Annotated in this window: 17 protein-coding genes; 7 read left to right on the top strand and 10 right to left on the bottom strand. The window is 66.4% G+C overall.

What is annotated here, in order from left to right:
- Window positions 1-1,764 (bottom strand): ATP-binding protein (locus RA20_RS02255; protein ID WP_052248784.1); only part of this gene is annotated, 1,764 nt, incomplete at its 3' end.
- Window positions 1,765-1,914: 150 nt separating this feature from the next.
- On the opposite strand from RA20_RS02255, the gene RA20_RS02250 reads away from it, so the two are divergent.
- The 3 genes from RA20_RS02250 to RA20_RS02240 all read left to right on the top strand — a co-directional run bounded on the left by RA20_RS02250 (window position 1,915) and on the right by RA20_RS02240 (window position 10,352).
- The gene (locus tag RA20_RS02250) at window positions 1,915-7,359 is read left to right on the top strand and encodes an alpha-2-macroglobulin family protein (RefSeq protein WP_082017885.1); all 5,445 of its coding nucleotides are present in this window, start codon (window positions 1,915-1,917) and stop codon (window positions 7,357-7,359) included.
- Between the two features lie 122 nt (window positions 7,360-7,481).
- A complete protein-coding gene (gene pbpC / locus RA20_RS02245; RefSeq protein WP_241482198.1) occupies window positions 7,482-9,479 on the top strand; it encodes a penicillin-binding protein 1C in 1,998 nt (665 codons plus the stop codon).
- 24 nt (window positions 9,480-9,503) lie between these two features.
- On the top strand, window positions 9,504-10,352 hold the full coding sequence (locus tag RA20_RS02240; protein WP_039124207.1) for a 2-keto-4-pentenoate hydratase: 849 nt from the start codon (window positions 9,504-9,506) through the stop codon (window positions 10,350-10,352).
- 147 nt (window positions 10,353-10,499) lie between these two features.
- Here RA20_RS02240 and RA20_RS02235 read toward each other — a convergent pair whose 3' ends face one another.
- The 4 genes from RA20_RS02235 to RA20_RS02220 are packed head-to-tail and all read right to left on the bottom strand — an operon-like array spanning window position 10,500 to window position 17,229.
- A complete protein-coding gene (locus RA20_RS02235) occupies window positions 10,500-12,542 on the bottom strand; it encodes a membrane protein (protein ID WP_039124205.1) in 2,043 nt (680 codons plus the stop codon).
- 9 nt (window positions 12,543-12,551) lie between these two features.
- A complete protein-coding gene (locus tag RA20_RS02230; protein WP_039124203.1) occupies window positions 12,552-15,335 on the bottom strand; it encodes a DUF4159 domain-containing protein in 2,784 nt (927 codons plus the stop codon).
- Window positions 15,332-16,225: a DUF58 domain-containing protein gene (locus tag RA20_RS02225; RefSeq protein ID WP_039124201.1), complete on the bottom strand. Its 894-nt coding sequence runs from the start codon at window positions 16,223-16,225 to the stop codon at window positions 15,332-15,334. Before RA20_RS02225 ends, RA20_RS02230 begins: the two co-directional genes overlap by 4 nt.
- Complete coding sequence (locus tag RA20_RS02220) at window positions 16,222-17,229, bottom strand: AAA family ATPase (RefSeq protein WP_039124199.1); 1,008 nt, start codon at window positions 17,227-17,229, stop codon at window positions 16,222-16,224. Before RA20_RS02220 ends, RA20_RS02225 begins: the two co-directional genes overlap by 4 nt.
- A gap of 64 nt (window positions 17,230-17,293) precedes the next feature.
- Here RA20_RS02220 and RA20_RS02215 point away from each other — a divergent pair, with 64 nt between their 5' ends.
- On the top strand, window positions 17,294-17,878 hold the full coding sequence (locus tag RA20_RS02215) for a DUF1285 domain-containing protein (RefSeq protein ID WP_039124197.1): 585 nt from the start codon (window positions 17,294-17,296) through the stop codon (window positions 17,876-17,878).
- A gap of 154 nt (window positions 17,879-18,032) precedes the next feature.
- Here RA20_RS02215 and RA20_RS02210 read toward each other — a convergent pair whose 3' ends face one another.
- Window positions 18,033-18,992 carry a DMT family transporter gene (locus RA20_RS02210; protein WP_241482197.1) on the bottom strand — a complete coding sequence of 320 codons (960 nt, stop codon included), beginning with the start codon at window positions 18,990-18,992 and terminating at the stop codon, window positions 18,033-18,035.
- Window positions 18,993-19,165: 173 nt separating this feature from the next.
- On the opposite strand from RA20_RS02210, the gene RA20_RS02205 reads away from it, so the two are divergent.
- The gene (locus RA20_RS02205; RefSeq protein WP_039124195.1) at window positions 19,166-19,918 is read left to right on the top strand and encodes a hydroxypyruvate isomerase family protein; all 753 of its coding nucleotides are present in this window, start codon (window positions 19,166-19,168) and stop codon (window positions 19,916-19,918) included.
- 88 nt (window positions 19,919-20,006) lie between these two features.
- Window positions 20,007-20,243 carry a DUF2798 domain-containing protein gene (locus tag RA20_RS02200; protein ID WP_039124193.1) on the top strand — a complete coding sequence of 79 codons (237 nt, stop codon included), beginning with the start codon at window positions 20,007-20,009 and terminating at the stop codon, window positions 20,241-20,243.
- A 313-nt stretch (window positions 20,244-20,556) separates the two neighbouring features.
- Here RA20_RS02200 and polA read toward each other — a convergent pair whose 3' ends face one another.
- The gene (gene polA / locus RA20_RS02195; protein WP_039124190.1) at window positions 20,557-23,358 is read right to left on the bottom strand and encodes a DNA polymerase I; all 2,802 of its coding nucleotides are present in this window, start codon (window positions 23,356-23,358) and stop codon (window positions 20,557-20,559) included.
- 172 nt (window positions 23,359-23,530) lie between these two features.
- Between polA and RA20_RS02190 the strand changes: the two genes are divergently transcribed.
- Complete coding sequence (locus RA20_RS02190) at window positions 23,531-23,899, top strand: hypothetical protein (protein ID WP_039124188.1); 369 nt, start codon at window positions 23,531-23,533, stop codon at window positions 23,897-23,899.
- 12 nt (window positions 23,900-23,911) lie between these two features.
- Here RA20_RS02190 and RA20_RS02185 read toward each other — a convergent pair whose 3' ends face one another.
- The 3 genes from RA20_RS02185 to RA20_RS02175 all read right to left on the bottom strand — a co-directional run bounded on the left by RA20_RS02185 (window position 23,912) and on the right by RA20_RS02175 (window position 25,364).
- Window positions 23,912-24,397 carry a flavodoxin family protein gene (locus RA20_RS02185; RefSeq protein ID WP_039124186.1) on the bottom strand — a complete coding sequence of 162 codons (486 nt, stop codon included), beginning with the start codon at window positions 24,395-24,397 and terminating at the stop codon, window positions 23,912-23,914.
- Window positions 24,398-24,504: 107 nt separating this feature from the next.
- Window positions 24,505-25,185 (bottom strand): TIGR02117 family protein, encoded by a 681-nt coding sequence (locus RA20_RS02180; RefSeq protein ID WP_052248783.1) that lies wholly within the window; start codon window positions 25,183-25,185, stop codon window positions 24,505-24,507.
- Entirely contained in the window at window positions 25,182-25,364 is a 183-nt protein-coding gene (locus tag RA20_RS02175; protein WP_039124184.1) for a zinc-finger domain-containing protein, read from the bottom strand. The genes RA20_RS02180 and RA20_RS02175 overlap by 4 nt, the downstream gene beginning before the upstream one ends.
- Window positions 25,365-25,435 lie beyond the last annotated feature (71 nt).

Genomic DNA, 25,435 nt, shown 5'->3' with positions numbered 1-25,435 from the left:
GGTCTCGGTCTCGGTCTCGGCCTCGGTTCCGGCAGGGCTGGTGCCCAGCTTAGCCAGCTGGCGGAACAGATCATCCCGCGGCGCAGGGTTCTGCAGCACCCCGTTCACAAGCTGGCGGATTTCTGGGTCATTGGCGGCCTGCGGGCCGGAATTCAGCAGCAGCACCGGCACCCCGCTCCAGGGACCGGCCTTGAGATCCTTGGCCAGTTGAACGCCATCCAGGGCCGGCAGGCTGTGGCTGCTGATGATCAGATTGATCTCCGGCCGCATTGCTGCCAGCGCAGCGGCTGCGGAGTCTGCGGTGCTCACTTGAATGCCCAGCATCAGGAGATGCTTCTGCAGGATCTCGCAGTTGAGCGGCACGTCATCCACCAGCAGCACATGGCGCAGCGTGCTCGGCAGCTGCGGCGCGGGCTGCTCCGGGACGCGTTCCATCGGCAGCGGCAGGCGGAACCCGAAACAGGACCCTTTGCCTTCCTCGCTGTCGACCCAGATTTCGCCGCCCATCATCTCGATCAGCCGCTTCGAGATCGCCAGCCCCAGCCCGGTGCCTTCGAACTTGCGGTTGCGCTCGTCCTCGACCTGATTGAATTCACCGAAGATATGCTCAATCTTCTCTTCCGGGATGCCGATGCCGGTGTCCTCGATGGTGACATGCACCGCGCATTGCATGTCGTCCGGCGAGGAGATGCCGGTCACCCGCAAGGTCACGTGGCCCTCCTTGGTGAATTTCACCGCGTTTCCGGCCAGATTGGTCAGCACTTGCCGGATGCGGCCCGGGTCGCCCACGAATTTGGTCGGCAGGAACAGGTCGTAATCCACCAGCAGCGCCAGCCCCTTGTCCCGTGCAGAAGGCTGCAGCAGCATCACCACCTCATGCAGGCTGCGCTCCAGGTCAAAGGGTTCGGGGTGCAGCTCCAGCTTGTCGGCCTCGATCTTGGAGTAGTCGAGAACGTCATTGATGATGACCAGCAGCGCCTCGCCCGAGTTCTTGATGGTGTTGGCGTAGAGGCGCTGCTCTTCGTCCAGCTCAGTATCGCTCAACAGCTCGGCCATGCCCACCACCCCGTTCATCGGCGTGCGGATCTCGTGGCTCATATTGGCGAGGAAGGCGGATTTGGCACGGTTGGCGGCCTCGGCGCGGGCGCGGGAATCGCGCAGCTCCTTTTCGTAGCGCACCGTTGAAGTGATATCGAGCGCCAGCGACACCACGTCGCCGCCATGGCCGCGCTGGTCCATCAGCCGCAAATAGCGCTCATCCCATAGCTGGATGTCGACTGGCTCCGGCGCCGGCAGCTGCCAGCGTTCGGTCATCATGGTCTGCCAGTCCTGCGGGCTCATATCGCCGGTATTGATCAGGCCCTCATCGGTCAGCAGCTGCAGGATGCGCATATAGGAGATGCCGGGTGTGACTTCCTCCAGCCCGTCGAAAATATTGAGATACGCCGTATTGGCGCCGATCAGGGTGCCGTCGGAATCAAAGAAGGCAAACCCGTCCTGGAACGCCTGGATCGAATGCCACAGCCGCCGTTCCGCGGTTTCGATTTTCTCATTGGCGGTGTTGAGGTCGGATTTGACCTTTTCGTTTTCGTCGCGGACGGTGGCCACCTCGGCCTGGGTCTGGCCGATCTGCTTGGTCAAGGCCAGCGCATGGCGGCCAAGTTTGCGGTTGGCGGCGGAAAGCTCGGCCTGCTTCAGCTCAAGCAGCCGTTCGGCGGCCAGCCGGGCCCGCCTTTCTTCCGCTAATTTCTCTGCAAGGCTCATCCCTGCGAACTCCGGCAATACGATAACACGAACAGCGCGCGGCAATTTCCGCACGCATGCGGCAGCAGGGCTGCTCCTATCGTGTTACGCGGTGGAATCTTGCTATGACGTTAAGCCCGTGCCAGCCTGCACCCAGTATTGGAGGGTGCCATGCCGCGTCTTTTTGCCTGTTTTTCCATTTTCTGCCTTGGACTTCTGATTTCCTTTTCCGCCGTTCGTGCAGGGCCGGCGGTGCCGGAGTTCCGCTATCAGTCTTTTGCCAACACAGATTTCTTCGGATCCGACCTGCAGCCGCTGTTCGACACCGATCAGGCCGCCTGTGCGCGGGCCTGTTCGGCGCAGGCCGAGTGCACTGGTTTTGTGTTTAACCAGCGCTCCAACGCTTGTTTCCCGAAATCGGTGCTGCAGGAGCCCAGTCCTTACGAAGGTGCGCTTTCCGCGGTGAAGCAGCCGGCGCCTGCCGGGCTTGCGGCCGCAGCACAGGAGCGTGCCGGCCGGCTTACGGCCATCGGGACGCAGGACCTGCAGCGGGCGGTGGATCTGTCCCGGTCGCTGGGGCTCGAATATCCGCTGGCGGCCAATGACGCGGCAGAGGCTGTTGCGGCGGCCCGCTCTTTGATTCGCGCAGGCGATCCGCTTGCTGCCCTGCGCTGGATGGGGCAGGCGGTGGTATTGACCGATTCAGCGCGCGACTGGACCCGTTTCTCGGATTACCTCCTGCGCGCCTCCAAGGAGCGCAGCAGCAGCCGGCAGCAGCGCCGGTTCCGGCAGGAGGCTTATCTTGCGGCCCTCAACAGCTACCTGCGGGCCGATGATCCTGCGGAACAGGCTGCTGCACTGGCTGCTGCCGCCGATGCGCAGGAAGCCCGCGGGCAGGGGCGCAGCATGATCCCGCTGCTGCGCCTGGCCGAAGATCTTGCGCCGGGGGCTGTCCCGGCCGGAAGGCTGGACGATGCCATTGCCAAATACGGCTTCCGGGTCACCGGCTCCACCGTAGAAAGCGACAGTGCCGCACCGCGGATCTGCGCCGAGTTCTCCGAAAATCTGGAACAGGCTGGCACGGACTACGAAAACTATGTCCGTTTGCCGCAGGGCGGCCTGGCGGTCAGCGCCTCCGGGCGGCAGCTGTGTTTTGACGGGGTGGAGCACGGCCAGCGCTACCGCCTGACCCTGCGCCGCGGCCTGCCTGCGGCCAGCGGCGAGCAGCTCTACAAGGATGTGGAGCTGACCCATTACGTGCGCGACCGCTCTCCGCTGGTCCGCTTCCCGGGCCGGGCTTATGTGCTGCCCGCGGGCGGTGAAGCCGCGCTGCCGGTGGAGACGGTGAACCTGACGGAGCTGGACCTGCGGCTGCGCCGGGTCAGCAGCCGCAATGTGCTGCGCACCCTGCAGGAGGGGTATTTTGCCAAGCCGCTCTCCCATTGGGAGGATGAGCACTTTGCCTCCGATATTGCTGAAGAGATCTGGCAGGGCAGCGCCGAAGTGGACACGTTCCTCAACCAGGCCATGACCAGCCGCCTGCCGCTGGACCAGGCTCTGTCAGGGCAAAAGCCGGGACTTTACGCGCTGACTGCGCGGGTGCCGGGCGCCGATCCCTATGATGATGCCGGCGCCACGCAGTGGTTTGTGATGACCGGCCTTGGCCTCAGCACCATGTCCGGCAGCGACGGGCTGCATGTGCAGGTGCAGGGGCTGGCGGATGCCACGCCCCATGCAGGCGCCGAGGTCCGCCTGATCTCTGCCGCCAACGAAGTTCTGGCCACGGAAACCAGCGACGCCAGCGGCTACGTCCGCTTTGCCCCCGGCCTGATCCGCGGCTCCGGCGGCGGTGCGCCCGCGCTGATCACCGCGCAGGCCGGAGCGGATGATTTCACCTTCCTGCCACTGACCGACGCGGCCTTCGACCTCTCCGACCGCGGCGTTGCCGGCCGTGCTGCGCCAGGTCCGGTGGATGTCTTCCTGGCCACCACCCGCGGCGCCTTCCGTGCCGGCGAAACCGTGCATGTGACCGCGCTGGCCCGCGACAGCAGGGCCCAGGCCATCGACGGTCTGCCGCTGACCGCGGTCCTCTTGCGCCCGGACGGGGTGGAATACACCCGCCAGACCTCCGCCGCCGGTCAAAAGGGCGGCCATGTCTTTGCACTTGCGACCGGCCCCGCCGCCCCGCGCGGCACCTGGCGGATCGAGATCAAAAGCGACCTGAAAGCACCCGCTCTGGCCTCCCGCCAGATCCTGGTCGAGGATTTCCTGCCGGAACGCATCGACTTTGACCAAGATGTTGCCAATGCAGACAGCCTCCAGCCCGGCGGTGCCGCGCAGATCAGCCTGCAAGCGGATTACCTGTTCGGTGCGCCGGGGGCCGGGCTTAAAGTGGAAGGCGATATCCGTCTCACCGCTGCCAGCACTCTGGAGCAATGGCCGGGTTTCCAGTTCGGCCGCTATGATGAACCTTCCTCAGCCCAAACCGCCTATTTCGGCGGGCAGGAAACCGGTGCCGATGGCCATGCGGCCTTCCCGGCCGGCCTGCCGGACACCATCCCGGCCGAAGGCAAACCGCTGCTTGCTGCGCTGACCACCCGCGTTGCCGATGGCGCCGCGCGGCCTGTGGAACGCAGCCTTGAGCTGCCGGTGAAACCCGCAGGCCCCGTAATCGGCATCAAGCCGCTGTTTGACGAGGTGGCCGCCGAAGGTGCGGAGGCCGGCTTTGAGATGATCGCCCTGGCGCCGGACTTTACGCCGATGCCGATGCGGGTGAAGTGGACGCTGAACCGGGTTGAGACCCGCTACCAGTGGTATCAGCTTTACGGCAATTGGAACTGGGAGCCGGTCACCCGCCGGACCCGCATTGCAACGGGCGAGGCGCAGCTGGGCAGCGATCCCCTGCCGCTGTCGCAACCGGTTGAGTGGGGCCGCTATGAGCTGGTGGTGGAACGCCTCGACGGCAGCTATGCCTCCGCGGCGCTGGACTTCTACGCCGGCTGGTACGCGCCCGCTGGCAGCCAGGACACGCCGGCCCGGCTGGAGCTGTCGCTGGACCGCGAAAACTACACTCCCGGCGACACCGCCCGCCTGCGCATCGTGCCGCAGGCCGCAGGCACGGCGCTGGTCTCGGTGGTTTCGAACCGGCTGATCCACCGGATGGCGGTTGACGTGCCCGCGGGCGAAACCGTGATCCCGCTGGACGTGACGCAGGACTGGGGCAGCGGTGCCTATGTGACCGCAACGGTGATCCAGCCTGTGGCAGGCAAAGAAGGCCGCAGCCCGCTGCGCGCTCTCGGCCTGGCCCATGCCGCTGTAACACAGCCGGGCCAGCAGCTGCAGGTTGCGATTGATGTGCCGGACGTGGCCCGCCCGCGCGGCACCCAGGTGGCGAAGCTCCGCGTTGATGGTGCGGACGAAGGCGAAGAAGTCTGGCTCACCGTTGCAGCGGTTGACCTCGGCATCCTCAATCTCACCGGTTTCGACAGCCCGGACCCCAGCACGCATTACTATGGCCAGCGCCGCCTCGGCATGGAGCTGCGCGATGTCTACGGCCGGCTGATTGATCCCGGCAATGGCGCCATGGGAAGGATCCGCTCCGGCGGCGATGCGGACAGCGGTCTCAAGATGCAGTCGCCGCCGCCCACCCAGGACCTGGTTGCGCTGTTCTCAGGCCCACTGCGCGTGGACGAAAACGGCGAGGCGGAATTCCCCCTGAACCTGCCGGCCTTCAACGGAACGGTGAGGCTGATGGCGGTGGCCTGGTCGGGCAAAGCCGTGGGCCAGGCGGAAGCCGACATGCTGGTACGCGACCCGGTGGTGGTTACTGCGTCGCTGCCGCGCTTCCTGGCACCAGGCGATGTCAGCCGCGCCCGCATAGAAATCGTGCACGCCGACGGTCCGGCAGGAGACATGGCGCTGACGGCCAGCACCGGCGGCGGCCTTTCGCTGGGCAGCCTCCCTGCCGCTGTTACCCTGGCGGAAAAAGGCAAGGCGGTGCTGGAGCTGCCGGTCTCTGCGGAAACCGTTGGCGACCACCAGCTGACCCTCACCCTCATCACCCCGGACGGGCAGGAGTTGCGCCAGGACCTCCGCCTGCCAGTGCGGGCCAATGATCCGGTGGTGGCGCAGACCCGCCGCTTCACTCTGGCGGGCGGCGACACCTTCCTGTTCAACGGAGAGGTCTTCACCGGCCTGCGTCCCGGCACCGCCCGTGCAACCATCTCCTCCGGTCCGCTGGCCAAGTTCGATGTGCCGGGGCTGCTCGCTGACCTCGACCAGTACCCCTACGGCTGCACCGAGCAGGTGACCTCCAAGGCGCTGCCGCTCCTCTACCTCAGCAGCGTTGCCGGTGCGGCGGGGCTGGGCGATGGCCCGGCAGTGGACAAACGGATCAACGCCGCTATCCGCAAGGTGCTGACCCGGCAGGCGCCCAGCGGTGCCTTTGGCATGTGGCGGGCCGACAGCGGCGAGTTCTGGCTGGATGCCTATGCCAGCGACTTCCTGAGCCGCGCCCGCGCGCAAGGCTATGAGGTGCCGCAGCAGGCCTTCGCCCAGGCGATGGACAACCTGCGCAACCGCATCAACTATGCCCCCGACTTCGACAAGGGCGGCGAGGAGATCGCCTATGCGCTCCTGGTGCTGGCCCGCGAAGGCGCCGCGCAAATGGGTGATCTGCGCTATTACGCCGATGTGAAGGGCAAGGCCTTTGCCACCCCGCTTGCTGCCGCCCAGCTGGGGGCGGCACTGGCGGCCTATGGCGACCAGCGCCGCGCCGACCGGATGTTCGCCCGCGCCGCGCAGATGCTGAAAGGAGGCCGCGAGGACACCGCCCTGTGGCGCGCCGACTTCGGCACCGCCCTGCGCGACACCGCCGGTGTTTTGGCGCTGGCGGCCGAGGCCGGTTCGGAGGTGGTGGACCGCAGCAGCCTGTCGGCCCGGATCGTGCAGGCCTCCAGCCGCCGCTCCACCCAGGAAGCCGCCTGGACCCTGATGGCGGCCCACGCCCTGGCGCAGCGGCCCGAGGATTCGGGCCTGCTGGTCAACGGCCAGCCGGTGGAGGGGCCTTTTGTGCAGGCAGCAGGCGGGCTGGAAACACCGGAGCTGGCCCTGACCGCCGCCAGCGGGCGCACGGCTGAGATCACCCTGACCACGCTGGGCGTGCCCGAAGCTGCACCTGCCGCGGGAGGCTTCGGCTACACAATCGACCGCAGCTATTTCTCGCTGGAAGGCCAGCCGCTGGATATCCAGGCGGTGCAGGCTGGTATGCGCTTTGTCACCGTTCTGCAGGTTCGCCCGCATGAGAAAACCGGCGCCCGGCTGATGGTCAACGACCCGCTGCCCGCAGGGTTTGAGATCGACAATCCCAACATGCTGCGCTCCGGCGATCTGCGTGATCTGGACTGGCTGAACCTGGCCGAGGCCGGTCACGCCGAGTTCCGCAGCGACCGTTTCCTGGCCGCAGTGGATGTGCGCGGCGGCGCGCCGGTGACGCTGGCCTATATCGCCCGAGCGGTGACACCGGGCAGTTTCCACCATCCGGCAGCCTCGGTCGAGGACATGTACCGGCCCGCCTACCGCGCCCGCACAGCAACGGGGCGCGTGGTTGTACAGTGAAACGCTGGCGGGAAAAACCTGAGGGCAGCGCCCGGCCCGGCGGGAAGGGACGGGTGCTGTCCGGCCATCGGCCAGGCAAAAGATGGAGCCGCCGTGCCCTAAGCTTGGCGTTGCTGATTGCCGTGGCATTCACCGCATGGCGCAGCTTCGACAGCTGGATCGACAATACCAGCCTCCCTCTCACCCTTGCGGACACCTCCACCGAAGTTCTCGACCGCAACGGCAGGCTGTTGCGTGCCTACCCTGTGGGCGACGGTCTCTGGCGCCTTGCGGTCCGTCCGGACCAGACCGATCCGCGCTTCCTGGAGATGCTGCTGCGCTACGAGGACAAGCGGTTCCATTCCCATGCCGGCGTCGACCCCGTCGCCCTCCTGCGCGCCGCGGGTCAGGCGCTGTGGAACGGCCGCACGGTCTCCGGCGGCTCCACTCTCACCATGCAGGTGGCGCGCCTGCTGGAAGACGGCAGCACCGGCCGCTGGTCCGGCAAGCTGCGCCAGATGCGGGTGGCGCTGGCGCTGGAGCGCCGCCTCAGCAAGGATGAGATCCTGACCCTCTACCTGACCCACGCCCCCTATGGCGGCGCGGCAGAGGGCATCCGCGCGGCTGCATATGCCTGGTTCGGCAAAGAGCCGGGGCGGCTGACGCCGGCAGAGGCTGCGCTGCTGGTGGCCTTGCCGCAATCGCCGGAACGCCGCCGTCCTGACCGCTTCCCAGAGGCCGCGCAGGACGCCCGCAACCGGGTGCTGGCGCGGATGCAGCGCCAAGGCGTTCTGACCATTGAAGACGCCGAGGCTGCACGCCGCACTCCGCTGCCGCACCGCATGGCTGCTTTCCCGCGTTTGGCGCCGCATCTGGCGGACCGGGTGGCCGCAGCCCATCCCGGCAAGCGCCAGCACCGCCTTACCATTGACGGCGCGGTGCAATCCCGGATGCAGCAGCTGCTGGCAGAGGCCGTGCGTGCCAGCGGCCCGCAGCTCTCGGCTGCGCTGATAGCGGCCGACCATCAAACCGGCGAGGTGCTGGCCCTGGCCGGCTCGCCAGATTATGCCGGTACGGCACGGCGCGGATTTGTGGACATGACCCTGGCCGTGCGCTCTCCGGGCTCCACGCTGAAACCGCTGGTCTACGGGCTCGCCTTCGACCAGGGCTTGGCGCATCCGGAAACGCTGATCCACGACGGGCCGGTGAATTTCGATGGCTACGCGCCGCAGAATTTCGACAATAGCTTCCGCGGAGACATACGGGTGCGCGAGGCGCTGCAGCTGTCGCTCAACATCCCTGTCGTGAAGCTGACGCAGGAATTGGGCCCGGCGCGGCTGATGGCGGCCATGCGCGCAGGCGGTGCCGGTCCGCGGCTGCCGGGCGGCGCGCCGGGGCTGGCGCTGGCGCTGGGCGGTGTCGGGATCAGCCTGCAGGACCTGGTGCAGCTTTATGCGGGGCTGGCCGCAGGCGGGCAGGGGCCGGGCCTGCAGGTTCTGCAAGGCGGGCCGCCGCTGCGGGCCGGACGGGTGATGTCAGCCGAGGCCGCCTGGCAGGTAGGAGATATCCTGCGCGGCCTGCCGGTGCCTCCAGGTGCCAAGGCCGGGACCATCGCCTACAAGACAGGTACCTCCTACGGCCACCGCGACGCCTGGGCCATCGGCTGGGACGGGCGTCATGTGATCGGCATCTGGATGGGCCGCGCCGATGGCACCCCGGTGCCCGGCATCTTCGGCGGCGATCTGGCAGCCCCGGTCCTGTTCGAAGCCTTCGGCCGTCTGAAGCCCGCGCTGGAACCTTTGCCGCCGCCGCCGCCCGCAGCGCTGATCGTCAGCTCCGCTGAACTGCCGCCGCCGCTGCAGCGCTTCCGTTCGCGCAGCGCGGCATTTGACGGCAGCGCTGAAGCGCCCGAACTGGTCTTCCCGCCCGAGGGCGCCCGCCTGGCTCTGGACGGCGGCAGCCTGACCCTGAAACTGCGCGGCGGCACCGCGCCCTTCCTGGTGCTGGCTGACGGTCTGCCGGTTCTCTCCGGCCAGCGCCGCCGCGAGTTCCCGGTGCCCAGCCCCGGCCCCGGCTTTTCCTCTCTGGTGATTGTCGATAGCGCTGGCCGCTCCGACCGGGTTAACCTGCGGATTGATTGACACCGTGTTTGCTGAGGCCTCTTCATGCTGAAACCCCTGTTCGCGGCCTGCGCCGTGGCTTTTGCAGCCCCCGCCGCCTGGGCGGCTTGTGCAACGGACGCAGAAATCGCGGCATTTGTAGGCAGCTACACATCCAGGACACCGGCCAAGGCTCTGTCCCCTGGCGGCAGCATGGCAGATGCGCTTTGCTCGCAGGCCAAGCTCGCAGCCGCGCTGACACCGCACATGGGGCCGGTCACCGGTTACAAAGCAGGGCTCACCAGCCGGCCCGCGCAGGAACGCTTTGGCGCCGGTGAACCCGTGCAAGGGCTGCTTTATGAAAACATGATGCTGGACACCGGCGCCACGGTGAAGGTGCCCTGGGGCGCGGTGCCGATGGTGGAGGCGGACCTGGTTCTGGTGGTCAAGGACGCCGGGATCAATACGGCAGGAACGCCTGAGGAAGTGCTGGCCCATACCGCCGCTATCCGCCCGTTCATTGAGCTTCCGGATCTGGCGCTGGCCAAGGGAGAGCCGATTACCCCGGTGACCATCACGGCAATGGGGGTGGGCGCCCGGCTTGGCGTACTCGGCCCTCTGGTGCCGGTAGAGGATCCCGCCGCGATGGCCCGCATGCTGGAAGAGATGGATGTCACGATGCACGACGGCGCAGGAGATGTTCTGGTGCAGGCACCGGGCCGTGCGGTGCTGGGCAACCCGGTGAACTCGGTCCTATGGCTGCGCTCCAAGGGGGTCTTTTTCAAGGCGGGCGACCTGATTTCCGTTGGCTCTTTCGGCCCTTTGTTCCCGCCGCAGAAAACTAGTGGCGGGGTCCGGGTCATCTACAAGGGGCTTCCAGGCAATCCTTCCGTCTCAGCGTCCTTTGCTGACTAAAGCCACGATTTCCGGCCCAGGGGCGGGCGGCAGCCGCCAGATAGCAGAGGTATTCCGCTCCGGCACGGATTCCGGCAGGAACCCGATGATGGGCGGGAGCGCATCTTTGGCGGATAGAACAATGTGCTGCGGCAAGAGCGCAAAAGCTCAGCGCCGCCCCTCGCGCAGCCAGCCGGCCACCAGGAAGAACGCCGCCAGCGCCAGCGCAAGCCAGGCCGGCAGCAGCGGGCCCTGGCTCACTGACAGGGTTTCATAGGCCTCCCGCGGCGTCAGGCCGATCCAGCCGCGGCCCGCTGCGGGCCGCCCGGCGCGCACGCTGCGCAAGGCAGGCAGGCCGTCCTCCAGCCGCAGCACTCCGCCCCGCAAAGGCGCCAGCACCGGTGCCAGAACAGCGCCGGTGGCAATGGTTTCCTCAAACTCCTTCGGCGCCGCAGGCCCCAGCCCGGCCACCGCGGTCTCGCCGCCTTCCTCCAGCCGGTAAAGCCCCTGTTCCGGCCCCTCGTACCGGGTTTCCCACTGGCCCGGTGCGGTCTGGCGCAGCTCCAGTTCCACGGTGGAGCCATCCGGATTGGTCACCGTGACCGGCCCGGCCTGCCCTGCAAGCGTGCGGCGCAGGATGCGCATCCGCTGGCCTGATGCCTCGGCCCAGAGCGCCTCCTCTTCCAGCTCCGGCTCCTTCATCATCCAATGCGCCAGACGGCGCAAAAGCTCCAGCTGCGGCCCGCCGCCCTCATAGCCGCGGCTCCACAGCCAGGCGTGGTCCGAGGCCAAAAGCGCAACTCGGCCTTCGCCAACCCGGTTCAGCACCAGCAGGGGCCGCGCGCCCGCCCCGTTCATCAGCACATGGCCCTCCGGCGTCCTGAGCTCAATCTGGCGCAGCCAGCGGCCCCAGTCCCCGGTGCCTTCCAGGCCCGAGGTCACCGGATGCTGCTTGCCCAGATCGGTCACTTCCGGCCGGTAGGGTTCTTCCAGCACACGGGCGGAAGGCTCGGCCGGCAGGATCAGCGACAGCGGCGAGCGGTAGATACTGTCGGCACTGGCAAAATCCGGCCCGGCGGCCACCAGAACGGCGCCGCCGCCCATCGCGTAATTCGCCACGTTGTCCAGGTAAACCGCGGGCAGGATGCCGCGCCGTTTGTAGCGGTCAAAGATGATCAGGTCGAAATCGTCGATCTTCTCCAGGAACAGCTCGCGGGTGGGGAAAGCGATCAGCGACAGCTCCTCCACCGGCACCCCGTCCTGCTTTTCCGGCGGCCGCAGGATGGTGAAATGCACCAGATCCACCGCGCTGTCGGATTTCAGAAGGTTGCGCCAGGTGCGCCCGCCTGCATGCGGCTCGCCCGAGACCAGCAGCACCCGCAGCCGGTCGCGCACCCCATTGATCTGCACCAGAGCGGTGTTGTTGCGCGCGGTCAGCTCTCCGGGTTCCTCCGGCACGCTGAACTGGATCACGTTGCGGCCGCCGTGCTGCAGCACCATCGGCAGCTCGAAATCCACGCCCACCGGCAGGGTGAACCGCTGCGGCTCCTCGCCCCGCACGGAAATCTCCAGTTCGGCAAAGCCGCCCGGTTCCGGCACCGCACCCTGATCCTCGATCCGCAGGGTCAGCTTCACCGGCTCGCCGATGATGGCAAAGCCGGGGGCGTTCTTGACGATCAGCCGCCGGTCCCAATCCTCCGCGCGGCCGGTCAGCAGCAGATGCATCGGCGCGGGCAGGGCCACCACCTGGCCTGCGTCATGCACCTGCCCGTCCGACAGGGCGATAATGCCCGCCACCCGCGCCCGCGGCTCATCCGCCAGCGCGCCGGCAATTGCCTCCATCAGCTGGGTGCCCTCATCGCCGGTCCCGTCTTCCACCGTGACCCAGCGCACGTCGGTCCCGGGCCGGTCTGCCAGGGCAGCCTTCAGCTGGGTGCGCGCCCGCGCCATCTGCTCAGGCCGGGTGCTGAGCTGCTGGCTGGCGGTCTGATCCTCAGCCACAATCACGATGTCATTGAGCGGCGCGCGGTCCTCGCTCTGATGCACCGGGCCGGCAAGGGCCGCCAGCAGCACCAAAGCTGCCAGCGCCCGCAGAGCCCAGCCCGAGAGCCCCTTCCACAAGCCCAGGATCAGCGCCGCCAGGGTGATGCCGCCCGCGGCCCAGATCACGGGCCAGGGCACCAGCGGGTCAAACAGGATCGTCTGTGTCATCTCACGCTCCTATTGCCCCAGCCGGTCCAGCAGTGCCGGCACATGCACCTGGTCCGATTTGTAATTGCCGGTCAGCACATGCATCACCAGGTTGACGCCAAAACGGAACGCCAGTTCGCGCTGCCGCTCGCCGGCATAGCCGCGCCCCACCGGCAGCAGCGGGCGGCCGTTCTCATCCACCGCCCAGGCCGCGGCCCAGTCGTTGCCGCCGATCACAACCGGTGTCACCCCGTCATTGAGATTGCGGAAGGGGATGCCCTCGGCCTGCTCCGCATCTGGCGGCGCCGCCTCGACCCAGACCGGCCCGCGGCTGTGCCGCCCGGGAAAGGCCTGCAGCAGATAGAAGGCACGGGTCAGCACGTGATCTTCCGGCACCACCTCCAGCGGCGGAATATCCAGGGGCAGGGCAATCTGCTGCAGCCGCCGCGCCGCCGGGCTGGTGGCGCCCGAGATGCTCAGATCGGCATCGCGGGTGTCAAACAGGATCATCCCGCCTGCCCGCAGATAAGCGTTCAGCTTGCCATAGGCCTCGGACGAGGGCAGCGGCTGGTCGCGGGTGACCGGCCAGTAAAGAAGGGGATAGAATGCCAGCTCGTCACGCTCCAGATCCACGCCCGCCGGATTGGCCGGCTCCACCGAAGTGCGGAAGAACAGCGTGTCCGACAGCCCGCGCAGGCCCGCTTCGGCAATGCGGTCAACCTGAGTGTTACCGGTCAGCACATGCGCCAGAACCAGTTCCGAGGCCAGTTCCGCGGCCCGGAAATCCTCTGCCGCCGGCGGCGATTGAGCCTGAACACCCTGCGGCAGCGCCAGTGCTGAAAGCCCCAGCGCTGCGGCCAGTGCTGCAGTGCGGGCGCCGCCCAGCAGGCCCGAGACCAGCAGCGTGCCCAGCACATCCAGCGCCAGCAGCAGCAGCGCCAGCGTCAGCAGTGCGCCTCCCAAAGGCAGCTCCTGCGGTGCGTCATAGCCGCTGACTTCAACCGAAGCAGGCCAGCGCGCCGCCAGCAGCTCGTCGTCCGGGCGCAGCACGTTGCGGGCCAGCATCCGCCGCCCGCCGTCATAGACCCCCGGCCGCAGCTCCGGCCCCGCGGGCGCGGCCACCAGATCCGGGCCCTTGACGCCTGGCAGCGTCTCTGCAGCCTCGATGCGGCCAAATCCATCCAGTACTTCAACCGGCGTCCAGGTGGTGCCTTCCAGGTCCTCCGCATCCGGCTGCGCCGCCGAGGAGGACACCGCCAGCCGCTCCAGCATCGAGACAAACAGGCCCGACAGCGGCAGGCTGCTCCATTCCGCATTTGCGGTCACGTGAAACAATACCACCTGGCCCTGGCCCAGCGTCTTGCGGGTCACCAGGGGCGTGCCGTCGGCCAGCTCAGCAATCACGCGCGCGGCCAGCTCGGGGTCGGGCTGCGCCACCACTTGCGAGCTGATCGAGACCTCGCCGGGCACTTCCAGTCCATAGAACGGAGAGCCCTCGGCAAAAGGCGCCAAAGTCTTCGGTTCCCCCCAGCTCATTGCGCCGCCGATGCTGCGCCCGCCAATGCGCAGGCGCACCGGCATCAGCGGTTCTTCACCCGCGCGGGCGGTATCGCTCGCTGCCAGCCGCGGCCCGGCAAAGCGCAAGAGCAGCCCGCCGCTTTCCACCCATTCGATCACCGCCTCTTCCTGCGCGGGCGCCAGCCGCGCCACATCGGCCAGCACGATAACATCGGGATTGGCAGGCAGCAGATCCGCCAGCGCGCCTTCCAGAAGTTCCGCCGAGGGCAGCAGCGCCTGGCGCAGGTAATGCAGCGGCGACAGCAGGGCGAGGCCCTCATCCTCGCTTTGGGCCGACACCAGTGCCACCTCGCGGCGGCGCAGACTGTCATCAGTCAGTGCCACGGCACCGGCAGATTTCATATCGCGGATCTCAAACCGCGACAGCCGCGCCCGCAATTCGGCCGGCAGAGACAGTTCGGCTGAGGCCGTGCGGCCACCGTCAGCAAAGCGCAGCGGCAGTGCTGCCAGGCTGCGCGGGGTGCCGCCCGGGTCGACGCCTTGCGCCAGCACCGTGACCTCCTGTGCAGGCCCGGCGCGGCTGCGCTGCACCGTCAGTTCGATATTGCCGCCGGTATATTGCGCAGGCAGCAGCCCCAGTACCGGCACCGGCTGTTCGAACACTTCGATATCGCCGCGGCGGCTCAGCGCTTCGATCAGCCCGCCCCGCCCCGCATATTCCAGCCCGTCGCTGAACCACAGCGTGTCAAAGCCGCCCTCGGCGCCGTCAATCGCTGCCAGGGCGCCCTGCAATTGCTCCGGCCCCGGCTGCCAGGGCAGGGGCACCAGCCCCGCGAGCTGCCGCTGCCAGTCGCTGGCGGCGCGGAACTGCAATGGCTCCGGTGCGGTCAGCCGCAGCACGGCCACCGGCCGCCCGGCGCGTCCGGCCTCCTCCAGCTGCGCTGCCGCCTGGGCGCTGGTCTGCTTCCAGCCCGCAGCAGCACCCCAGCCGGCATCCATCACAACCAGCAAGGGCCCGCTGCCGCCGCTTTCCTCAGCCGAGGGGTTCAGCACCGGCCCCGCCAAGCCAACAATCGCGGCAGCCACTGCCAGCATCCTCAGCAGAAGCAGCCACCAGGGTGTGCGGTCCGATAGGCTCTCGTCGTCCTTCAGACCCAGCAGAAGCGTCACCGCCGGAAACGGCTGCCGTTTCGGCGCCGGCGGAATTGCCCGCAGCAGCAGCCACAGCACCGGCAGCGCCAGCAGCCCCAGCAGCAGCCAGGGCGCGGTAAAGCCGATGCCCGCAATCGTCGTCATGGCGCGGTTCTTTCCAAAGCGTGGTAAAGCCACATCAGCGCAGCCTGCGCCGGGTCGCCGGTGTGATGCTGGCCGAACCGCCAGCCGGCCTCATGGCACAGCCGCTCCAGCGCATCCCGCCGTTCCGCCAGCCGGTCCAGATAGCGCTCCTGCAGCGCCGAGGCCTTCAATGTTTCATGTGTAACGCCGCCTTTGACGCTTTCAAACAGGGTGCGGCCGGAAAACGGAAAGGCCTCCTCCGCCGGGTCCAGCACCTGCAGCAGCACTCCGCGCACCCCGCGTGCTGCGGCTTTGGAAAGCGCCTGCTCCATTGGCTCATACGGTCCCAGGAAATCCGAGATGAACAGCGCCCGTGCATGCGGGATCAGCGCGCGGTCGTTGGGCGGGGCATAATCCTCCTCCTCGTCATCGGACAGTGCTTCAGCCAGCCGCAGGATCTGCACGTTGCCGCGCCGGGGCGGCAGGCTGCCGCCTGTAAGGCCGACCCGCTCGCCGCCATGCACCATCAGAACCGAGGCGGCCAGCCCAAGAAGCCGCGCCTGGTCAATCTTCTGCGGCAGTTTGGGCGAGGAGGAAAACCGCATGGAGGCGCCGGTATCGACCCACAGATGCACCGTTTGCGAGATATGCCACTCCCGCTCGCGCACATACTGCACGTCGCCCATGGCGGATCGCCGGTGGTCGATCATCTGGCGGCTGTCGCCGGGCTGCGCCGGGCGGTACTGCCAGAAGTCATCGCCGGGACCGGCCCGGCGGCGGCCATGCTCGCCCATCAGAACTGAGCCCGCCAGATGCCGGGCCTGCACCAGCAAGGGCGGAAAGGCGCTGGCCTCTGCCTCGGCGCGGTGCCGCAATCCGGTTGCAGCCTGAGAGGCGGCGGGCCTGGTCACGCGGCGGCTCCGGTCCGGGCCAGATCCGCTGCAGTGTCTTCGATCAGAGCCGTCAGGCTGTCGCCACGCGCCCGGGCCGCAAAGTTCAGCTGCATCCGGTGGCTCAGCACCGGCTTGGCCATGTCCAGCACATCCTCAGTGCTTGGCGCCAGCCGTCCGTGCAGCAAGGCGCGGGCCCGCACCGCCAGCATCAGCGCCTGTGCCGCCCGCGGACCCGGCCCCCAGGCCACAGTCTGCGCCACGCGTTCGGAAACGCCCTCTTCCTCGGGCCGGAACGCGCGCACCAGGTCGAGGATCATTTCGACCACCGAGTCTCCCACCGGCATCCGCCGCAGCAAGGTCTGCGCCGCGATCAGCTCAGCCGCTGTAAACACCTGATAGGCCTCGGCTTCCTCCGCCCCGGTAGTGGCCAGCAGGATATCGCGCTCGGTCTTGCGGTCCGGATAATTCACGTCGATCTGCAGCAGGAACCGGTCCAGCTGCGCCTCGGGCAGGGGATAGGTGCCTTCCTGCTCAATCGGGTTCTGGGTGGCCAGCACATGGAAGGGCGCGCCCAAGGGGCGGTCCTCGCCCGCCACCGTCACCTGCCGCTCCTGCATCGCCTGCAACAGCGCCGACTGGGTGCGCGGGCTCGCCCGGTTGATCTCATCCGCCATCAGGAGCTGGCAGAACACCGGCCCGGGTACAAAGCGGAACGAGCGATGCCCGTCCTCGGCGGTATCCAAGACCTCAGAGCCGAGAATATCCGCAGGCATCAGATCCGGGGTGAACTGGATCCGGCTGCCATCCAGCCCCATTACCGTGCTCAAGGTCTCCACCAGCCGGGTCTTGCCCAGCCCGGGCAGGCCGATCAGCAGCCCATGGCCGCCGCAGAGCAGCACCGACAGCGTCAGGTCCACCACCCGCTCCTGGCCGATGAATCGCTTGGTGATCGACTCGCGGGCCTGTTTCAGCTTGGCTTCCAGCGCCTCGATGCCGGCCAGCAGATCGTCGGTTTCAGGCATGTCATTCCTCGTTTCCAGGATATATGCTGTTACTCTATCGTGCTGACAGGAAATGGCAAAAGCAATGAGCGGACAAAAAGCTGTGACACCCGGTGCCGAAGGCCTCGCCGCGTCGGTGAAAGCGGCCAGGAAAGGCAAGGGTTTGCCGCCCGTCCACCTGTGGAACCCGCCGTTCTGCGGTGATCTGGACATCCGCATAGCCCGGGATGGCAGCTGGTACTACCTCGGCACGCCGTTCAACCGGTTTGAGCTGGTCAAACTGTTCGCCTCGATCCTGAAGCTGGAGGACGGCAAGTATTTCCTGGTCACACCGGTTGAGAAGGTCGGCATCACGGTTGAGGACGCGCCCTTTGTTGCGGTGGATTTCGATACAGCGGGAGAGGGCCGCGATCAGGTGATCACCTTCACTACCAATGTCGAGGACACCGCCGCAGCGGGCCCGGAGACCCCGATCCGGGTCGAGCGCGATGCAGAGAGCGGCGAGCCGTCTCCTTACGTGATGGTGCGCGCAGGGCTGGAGGCCCGGATCGACCGCAAGAGTTTTTACCGCTTGGTGGAGCTTGGCGAGCATCACGGCGGTTGGTTCGGGGTGTGGTCCGGCGGTGAATTCTTCCCGCTGATCGCGTCGGCGGAACTGGAAGCAGAATAAGCGCTTAGGCGTCCTGCAGAGTCATTGCCCGGCCGATAGGCCGGGCAGCGCCCGACCCTCCCGTCAAACCGAAGGTTTGCCTCCGGCAAAACGGAGAGCGCGCTTCGCACCCACCCAGGGTCAGGCGCCGCCCTCAGAGGTTTTCTTCGGGTTTTTACACCTGGCTGCCGCTCACCGGCTCCGCCAGCTTGGGCCGCTTGTCCTGGGCCACAATCACCCCCAGCCCGACAACCGCGGCGCCGATTGCCTGCGGCCACTCCCAGCTTTCGCCCAGGAACAGCATCAGGATCATCACGTAAAACGGCGCCAGATTGGTGTGGAACGAGGCCAGCGCCACCCCCAGCCGCTCCACCGACGACAGCCACAAAAGCTGGCTGAGCATCACCGAAACCAGGCCGAAAATCAGCAGCATCTGCAGCTGGTAGCCATCCACCGGCGCGCTCGGCAGCCATTCTCCGCCTAAGACAGCGGTGCCTGCGGTCAGCACGCTTGCCAGAATAAGCCCGCCGCAAATGGTGACCGCGCTGCGCCCCGAGGGCGACAGATCCGGCAGTTCGCGCACCGCGGCAGAGCTCGCCCAGGTGTAAAGCGTGATTGCGCCTGCGGCCGCCGCGGCCCCCAACCCCAGCTCTGCGCCGCTGAGCGAACTGGTGGCAATCACGCCGCCAATGACTGTCGCCACGGCGCCAAGCGCGAACCGCACTCCCAGCCGCCGCTGGCCCTGCAGCATTTCGATCACCCCGCCGATCACCGGAGCGGCAGAACAGATCAGCGCCGCGGTCACCGCATTGGTCAGCACCTGCGCCTGAATGAGCAGAAAGGCACTGAGGCCAAAGCCGCAGATGCCGATCATCAGCCCTTTGCGCCAGGGCGCGCGCAGCACCGTCTGCACCCCTTCGCGCACGGTCCACAACAGCAGGATACCGCTGGCCGCCAGAACCAGCCGTGCGGCCAGCAACATCACCGGCGGCCAGGTCTGCAGCAGCACCTCAGCAGCCGGAAAGCCGGCCGACCAGGTGATCATTGCTGCCGCCGCCAGGGCGTTGCCGCCAAGCGCCTGCGCGCGCGGCGAAGCAGAAGGGCCTGCGGACAGGCGCTCAGGGCTCATTGTCATCACTGCTATCCTTCGGGAATCCAGCGGAAATACGCCGGTTTCCTGCAGTTGCATCCGAATCCTGCTCCCAAGTCTTGCGGGAAAGCGACAATGCGTCGTTTTCTCTCTCTTGGCGTCACGGTTTTGCGCGGGATAAACCACCGTGAAGCCAGGAGAAGCCCCGGAGGAGCCAGATGCCCAGATTCGCAGCCAACATTTCGATGCTGTTTGCCGAGCTGCCCTATCTTGATCGGTTCAGGGCGGCTGCCGCTGCCGGGTTCGAGGCGGTGGAAATCCTCTATCCGTACGAGCTCGCCGCCAAGGAGACCCAGCGGGCCCTGCTGGCCAACGGGCTGGAGCTTTTGCTGATCAATGCACCGCCTCCGAATTACACCGGCGGTATGCCCGGCTATGCTGCGGTGCCTGAGGGTATTGACCGCTTCCAGCGCGACATCCGCCGGGTGCTGCGCTATGCCGAGGCGCTGCGGGCAGGCAGGATCCACGTAATGGCCGGCTACGCTAAGGGCGAGGCGGCGCAGGCAGCCTTTGTCGAAAATCTGCAATGGGCTGCCGACCGGGCGCCGGGCCAGCAGTTTACCATCGAGCCTTTGAACAGCGGCGACCAGCCGGGTTACTTCCTTGATGACTACAACCTGGCGATGGAGGTGCTGGCAGCGGTGGATCGTCCCAATGTCGGCCTGCAATACGATGCCTATCATGCGCAGCTGATCCACGGGGATGCCGCGAAAGTCTGGGACGAGTTCGGGCAGCACGCCGTGCATGTGCAGATCGGCGCGGCGCCAGGGCGCTGCGAGCCGGGCACCGGGCCGGTTGACTTCGAGCAGCTGTTTGCTGCAATCGACGCCAGCGGCTATGAAGGCTGGGTCAGTGCTGAGTATGCGCCTTCAACCAAACGGACCGAGGACAGTCTCGGGTGGATGCGCTGAGCCGCTGCTGGCCGGCTCACATTCATGAATTGAAAGGCGGCCGGGCAGCCTGCATAAGGTGGATGGGATTACAGGAAGGACACCGCTTATGCTGCCAGCCCGTTTTGCGCCGCTTTTGTTCAGCCTGCTCCTGTCAGGTCTGATGTCCTTTATCGTGACGGGGGTGGCAACCTGGAAGACGCTGGGCCTGGGGAGTGAGTTTGCCGGCGCCTGGATGAGCGCCTGGGGCCTCAGCTGGCCAATCGCCTTTGCCGTAGCCTTCACGGCGGCCCCCCTGGTGCGCAAACTGGTGGCAAAAGTGGTGAAACAGCCCGCCGGAAGCTGAACTGCCAAAAGGGGCCGCTCCCGCCCGCTTCAATCAGCATCAAAGATGCAGAAGAAGCCGTTGGGCGTGGCGCCGCTAGCGCGGCGGAAGGGGGTTCGATGAAAAGTCCATAAAGGCAGGTTTGAATTGATGGCGTGCCGGATGGGCTTGCCCGCGGGTTGCGTCTCGGGCAAGCCGCGCAGGACGCACGGGTCTTACGGCTCTCTTGGTCCGGAGTGGCAGCGGTCCGGCATATCCCGCGCCGCGTCAGCGGCGCTATGCCCAACGGGATGAGATCGTTAGATCGAAGCCGGGCGGGAGGGGCCCGCCTGCCTTAATGCGCCTCGGCCCAGTTTTGGCCGCGGCCCGCATCGACCACCAGTTTCACGTCCAGATGCACCGCCGGATCCGCAGCTGTCTCCATCACCCGGCGGGCGGTCTCGATGGTTTCCTCCACCGCCGCCTCCGGCACTTCGAACAGCAGTTCGTCGTGCACTTGCAGCAGCATCCGGGCGGGCAGATGGGCGATGGCCTCCGGCATCCGGATCATCGCACGGCGGATCACATCGGCAGCCGTCCCCTGGATCGGCGCATTGATCGCCGCGCGTTTGGCAAAGCCCGCCTTCGGCCCCTTGGCGTTGATCTCCGCCGTGTGGATCTTGCGCCCGAACAGGGTCTGCACGTAGCCATGCTCCTTGGCAAATTCCACCGTCGAGTCCATGTAGCGGCGGATGCCGGGGAAGCGTTCGAAATAGCGGTCGATGAAACCCTGCGCCTCCTTGCGCGGGATACGCAGGTTACGCGCCAGGCCAAAGCCCGAAATGCCGTAGATCACACCAAAGTTGATCGCCTTGGCCTGGCGGCGGATCTCCGGCGTCATCTCCTCCAGCGGCACCTCGAACATTTCCGACGCCGTCATCGCGTGAATGTCCTTGCCTTCTGCAAAGGCCGCCTTCAGCGCATCGATCCCGGCCATATGCGCCAGAATGCGCAGCTCGATCTGGCTGTAGTCGAGCGACAAAAGCACATTGCCCTCTTCCGCCACAAAAGCCTCGCGGATGCGGCGGCCTTCCTCGGTGCGCACAGGAATGTTCTGCAGGTTCGGATCGGTCGAGGCCATGCGGCCGGTGCTCGCCCCGGTTTGGGCATAAGACGTATGCACCCGGCCCGTCTCCGCATTGATGTGGTCCTGCAGCGCGTCCGTATAGGTCGACTTCAGCTTGCTCAGCTGACGCCAGTCCAGCACCCGCGCGGGCAGATCATGCTCGGTTGCCAGATCCTCCAGGATATCGGCGCCGGTGGCATAGGCGCCGGTCTTGCCCTTCTTGCCGCCCGGCAGCGCCATCTTGTCGAACAGGATCTCACCCAATTGCTTGGGGGAACCGACATTAAAGCTTTCGCCCGCCAGCTCGTGAATCTCCGCCTCCAGCCCCGCCATCTTCTGGGCAAAGGCATTGGACATGCGCGAGAGCGTATCGCGGTCCACCTTGATGCCGTTGCGCTCCATGTCGGCCAGCACCGGCACCAGCGGCCGCTCCAGCGTTTCATAGACCGTCGTGACCCGTTCCTGATGCAGCTGCGGCTTGAACAGCTGCCACAGGCGCAGGGTGATGTCGGCATCCTCGGCCGCATAAGGCACCGCGTCGTCAATCGGCACCCGGTCAAAGGTGATCGCGGACTTGCCGGTCCCCAGCAGCGGTTTGATCGGGATCGGCGTGTGATCCAGATAGCGCTCCGACAGCGTATCCATGCCATGCCCGTGCATGCCCGCATGCAGCGCATAAGACATCAGCATGGTGTCGTCGACCGGCGCCACATCCACCCCGTAGCGGTGGAAAATCTTGGCATCGTATTTCATGTTCTGGCCGATCTTGATGATCGCCGGGTCTTCCAGAACCGGCTTCAGCATCGCAACCGCTTCCTCCAGCGGCATCTGCCCGTCTGACAGCCCCTCGCCGCCAAACAGATCGTCACCGCCGGCCTTATGGGTCAGCGGGATATAGCAGGCCTCGCCTGCCTCGACGCAGAGCGAGATGCCGACCAGATCGACAACCATTTCGTCCAATCCGGTGGTCTCTGTATCCACTGCCACCCAGCCGCGCTCGCGGATCCGGTCAACCCAGACCTGCAGCGCCGCCGCATCGCGGACGCATTCGTATTTCTCCTTGTCGAACGGCACCGCCTCCGGCGCCGCTATCTCAGCCGTGGCAGACGGGGCCTCGGGGATCGCCGGTGCATCCAAGCCCAGCTGATCGGCCAGCCGCTTGGTGAGGGTCCGGAACTCCATCTCGCTCAGGAAGTTCAGCAGAGTCTCGCCTTCCGGCTCTTTCACCTCCAGGTCATCCAGGGTGAAGTCCAGCTCCATATTGCAGTCCAGCTGCACCAGCCTCTTGCTGAGTTCAATCTGATCCCGCTTCTCGATCAGCGTCTGACGGCGCTTGGGCTGTTTGATCTCTTCCGCCCGGTCGAGCAGTTCTTCCAAAGAACCGTATTCGTTGATCAGCAAGGCGGCGGTCTTGATGCCGATCCCGGGCGCGCCCGGGACGTTGTCAACGCTGTCGCCCGCCAGTGCCTGCACATCCACCACTCGATCGGGGCCGACGCCGAACTTCTCCACCACGCCGTCGCTGTCGATGCGCTTGTTCTTCATCGCATCCAGCATCTCGACGCCGCCGCCGACCAGCTGCATCAGGTCCTTGTCGGACGAGATGATGGTGACCCGCCCGCCGGCATCCCGCGCCTGATGCGCCAGAGTTGCGATGATGTCGTCAGCCTCGAAGCCTTCGATTTCCTTGCAGGCGATGTTGAAGGCGCGGGTGGCGTCGCGGGTCAGCGGGAACTGCGGCACCAGGTCCTCGGGGGCAGGCGGGCGGTTGGCCTTGTACTGGTCGTACATCTCGTTGCGGAACGACTTGCCTGAATGGTCGAAGATCACCGCCACATGGGTCGGCGCATCCGGGCCTTTGTTGTCCTCGACCTGCTTGAACAGCATGTTGCAAAAGCCCGATACCGCGCCAATCGGCAGCCCGTCGGATTTGCGCGTCAAGGGCGGCAGCGCGTGATAGGCACGGAAGATGAAGGCCGAGCCGTCGATCAGATGCAGATGGCAGCCTTTGCCGAATTGTGTCCCGCTCATAGTGCTGCTCCCCGGTTCATTCGCGCATGGTGGTTTGGACAGTGTTATTCAGTATCCGGCCGTCATCCGCAATCGCCCTGTTGCCCTCTGCTGCCAGCATTCCAGCCACGCAGATGTGATCCGCCCTGGCGGCCGCGCGATTGCATGGCCGCCGCAGCAGCAGCTAACTGGGATGATGCAAAGACTTGCCCTGGTTTCCCTGTTTCTGCTTCTGACTGCCTGCCGCGAGGACGTCCGGATGCTGGATGCTGATGAAATGCAGGCGCTATTGGCGCAGGACCGCAAGATCGCTTTCAAACGGCTGAGCTTTGCCGGCTCCGCAGTCCTGCGGGCGGACGGGACGTTTGAGGTCAGCATTCCGCGGCTGGGCGAGGACACCGGCAGCTGGTGGCTGGAGGACGGCCGGATCTGCAGCCGCTGGGCAGAGTTCCGCCGCGGCCAGGAATTATGCGCCTCGGCAGGGGGGCTGCCCGACGGCACCTACCGCGCGATGCATGGTGCCTTCGGTACGCGGCTTGGCGAGTTCTGGTTTGTCAACTGACCAGGCCAGGGTTCAAAACACCCCCATCGCCAGACCAGCTCCCATTGCCAGCCCCAGCTCCCGGCAAGCCTCCAGCTGATCCTCCGGGATCGCCTTTTCCGCCAGAATCGCTTCCGGCGTCTGCGCATGAGTGCAGAGGATCAGCGGCGGCTGCACCTCTTTCAGCCGCCAGCCGGTGGCAATCCGTGCGCATTGCCGGGCGGCGTTCTCGCCGTCTGATCCCGCGCAGATCATTTGTGCATAGGGCCGCCCCTCTATCCTTCCCAGCACCGGGTAATAGCAGTGGTCGAAGAACTCCTTCATCATGCCGGACAGGGCTGCCAGATTCTCTGGCGCGCAGAAGATGTAGCCGTCCGCCGCCAGCAGATCTTCCGGCCCGGCCTCTTCCGCCCGCTTCAGCACGGTTTCAATCTCGCCATGCGCGGCCTCAAACGCCGCCTCTGCCATCTGCCGGCTGCCGCCCGTGCGCGAGTGATAGATGATCAGAAGCTGTGCCATCCCTGCCTGCCCTTTGCCTCAAACACAGCGGGACCATACCGGGCGGCAGTAAATTTCTTCAAAGAAATTTGGCCGGAAAATTTGAATTTTCCGGTTTGCCCGGCTGGTCACTCTTTCAGAAACAGCGCGTGCGACAGGGACACCGAATAGGGCAGCGGCGTCCAGGCGCCAAACCGGCGGCCCGAGGCGCGGATCATCCGGGCCACCCAGGTGTTGCAGGTGCGCAGCAGATGAAACCGGCCTTCGGCTTCGAAAAATCTGTCTGTGGCGGTAAAGCCCGGATGCGCCAGGGCTTGCGCTGCCCCATCCGGCGTGCGGCGGAAACTGGCCGCGGCGGCCTCCAGGAACGCCGCATACTCTTCGGGGCTGAAGGAGACCGCAGGCAGTTCCTGCGCAGGGGCAATGGCGCCCAGAACATCCGCCCGCAGGGTGGAAGCATCGCCAAAAACACCTTTCAGCACCGCCTTGGCCGAGACATCCCGGTAGCTGCCGGCGCTGGTGTAAAACTCCCGTGCGCCCCAGCCCAAAAGCAGCCATTGCGCGTCCGGGTGGCTAAGCTGCAGGCCCGCCGTCTCCAGAAACGCAAAACGCGCCTTTGCAGGCGCGTCCAGCGGGATCAGGAAATCATAGTGGATCGGTCCCGCAACCATCAGGACCCTGTGCGGCCGGTCTTCGGCTGGACGGCTTCCGCCGCCTGCGGGCAGCACTGCGCCAATCACTGCGGCGATAAAATAGGCCAGGACGCTTCCGGCAATTGCCAGCAGCAGCCGCAGCGGCAGCCGGATCACTCCGCGGCCTTGGCCGCGTCCTCATAGATGAACTTGCAGTCGCAATAGGGGCATTCAACCCAGTTCTGCTCTTCCGGGATCTGCAGATAGACCCGCGGATGCCCCAGGGCGCCTTCGCTGCCGTCGCACGCCACTTTGCGGCTGTGAACGATCCTGGTTTCCGGCGCTTCGATGGTCATGGCTGGCAGTCCTTTCGGTTTTCGGCTAGGCGCATTTATGAGCCAAGGAAAAACCGGGGGCAAGAGCCGCG

The sequence above is a fragment of the Leisingera sp. ANG-Vp genome (assembly GCF_000813725.1).
GTDB lineage: Bacteria > Pseudomonadota > Alphaproteobacteria > Rhodobacterales > Rhodobacteraceae > Leisingera.
This window is presented reverse-complemented; position numbering and strand designations above follow the sequence as displayed.

What these genes read in the sequence shown, in the direction of transcription:
- RA20_RS02215 (WP_039124197.1), top strand. Translation starts at nt 17,294, where the DNA reads ATGAGCGGACAAAAAGCTGTGACACCCGGTGCCGAAGGCCTCGCCGCG.
- RA20_RS02175 (WP_039124184.1), bottom strand. Translation starts at nt 25,364, where the DNA reads ATGACCATCGAAGCGCCGGAAACCAGGATCGTTCACAGCCGCAAAGTG.
- RA20_RS02250 (WP_082017885.1), top strand. Translation starts at nt 1,915, where the DNA reads ATGCCGCGTCTTTTTGCCTGTTTTTCCATTTTCTGCCTTGGACTTCTG.
- RA20_RS02220 (WP_039124199.1), bottom strand. Translation starts at nt 17,229, where the DNA reads ATGCCTGAAACCGACGATCTGCTGGCCGGCATCGAGGCGCTGGAAGCC.
- RA20_RS02230 (WP_039124203.1), bottom strand. Translation starts at nt 15,335, where the DNA reads ATGACGACGATTGCGGGCATCGGCTTTACCGCGCCCTGGCTGCTGCTG.
- RA20_RS02200 (WP_039124193.1), top strand. Translation starts at nt 20,007, where the DNA reads ATGCTGCCAGCCCGTTTTGCGCCGCTTTTGTTCAGCCTGCTCCTGTCA.
- RA20_RS02185 (WP_039124186.1), bottom strand. Translation starts at nt 24,397, where the DNA reads ATGGCACAGCTTCTGATCATCTATCACTCGCGCACGGGCGGCAGCCGG.
- RA20_RS02190 (WP_039124188.1), top strand. Translation starts at nt 23,531, where the DNA reads ATGATGCAAAGACTTGCCCTGGTTTCCCTGTTTCTGCTTCTGACTGCC.
- RA20_RS02205 (WP_039124195.1), top strand. Translation starts at nt 19,166, where the DNA reads ATGCCCAGATTCGCAGCCAACATTTCGATGCTGTTTGCCGAGCTGCCC.
- polA (WP_039124190.1), bottom strand. Translation starts at nt 23,358, where the DNA reads ATGAGCGGGACACAATTCGGCAAAGGCTGCCATCTGCATCTGATCGAC.
- RA20_RS02240 (WP_039124207.1), top strand. Translation starts at nt 9,504, where the DNA reads ATGCTGAAACCCCTGTTCGCGGCCTGCGCCGTGGCTTTTGCAGCCCCC.
- RA20_RS02235 (WP_039124205.1), bottom strand. Translation starts at nt 12,542, where the DNA reads ATGACACAGACGATCCTGTTTGACCCGCTGGTGCCCTGGCCCGTGATC.
- RA20_RS02210 (WP_241482197.1), bottom strand. Translation starts at nt 18,992, where the DNA reads ATGACAATGAGCCCTGAGCGCCTGTCCGCAGGCCCTTCTGCTTCGCCG.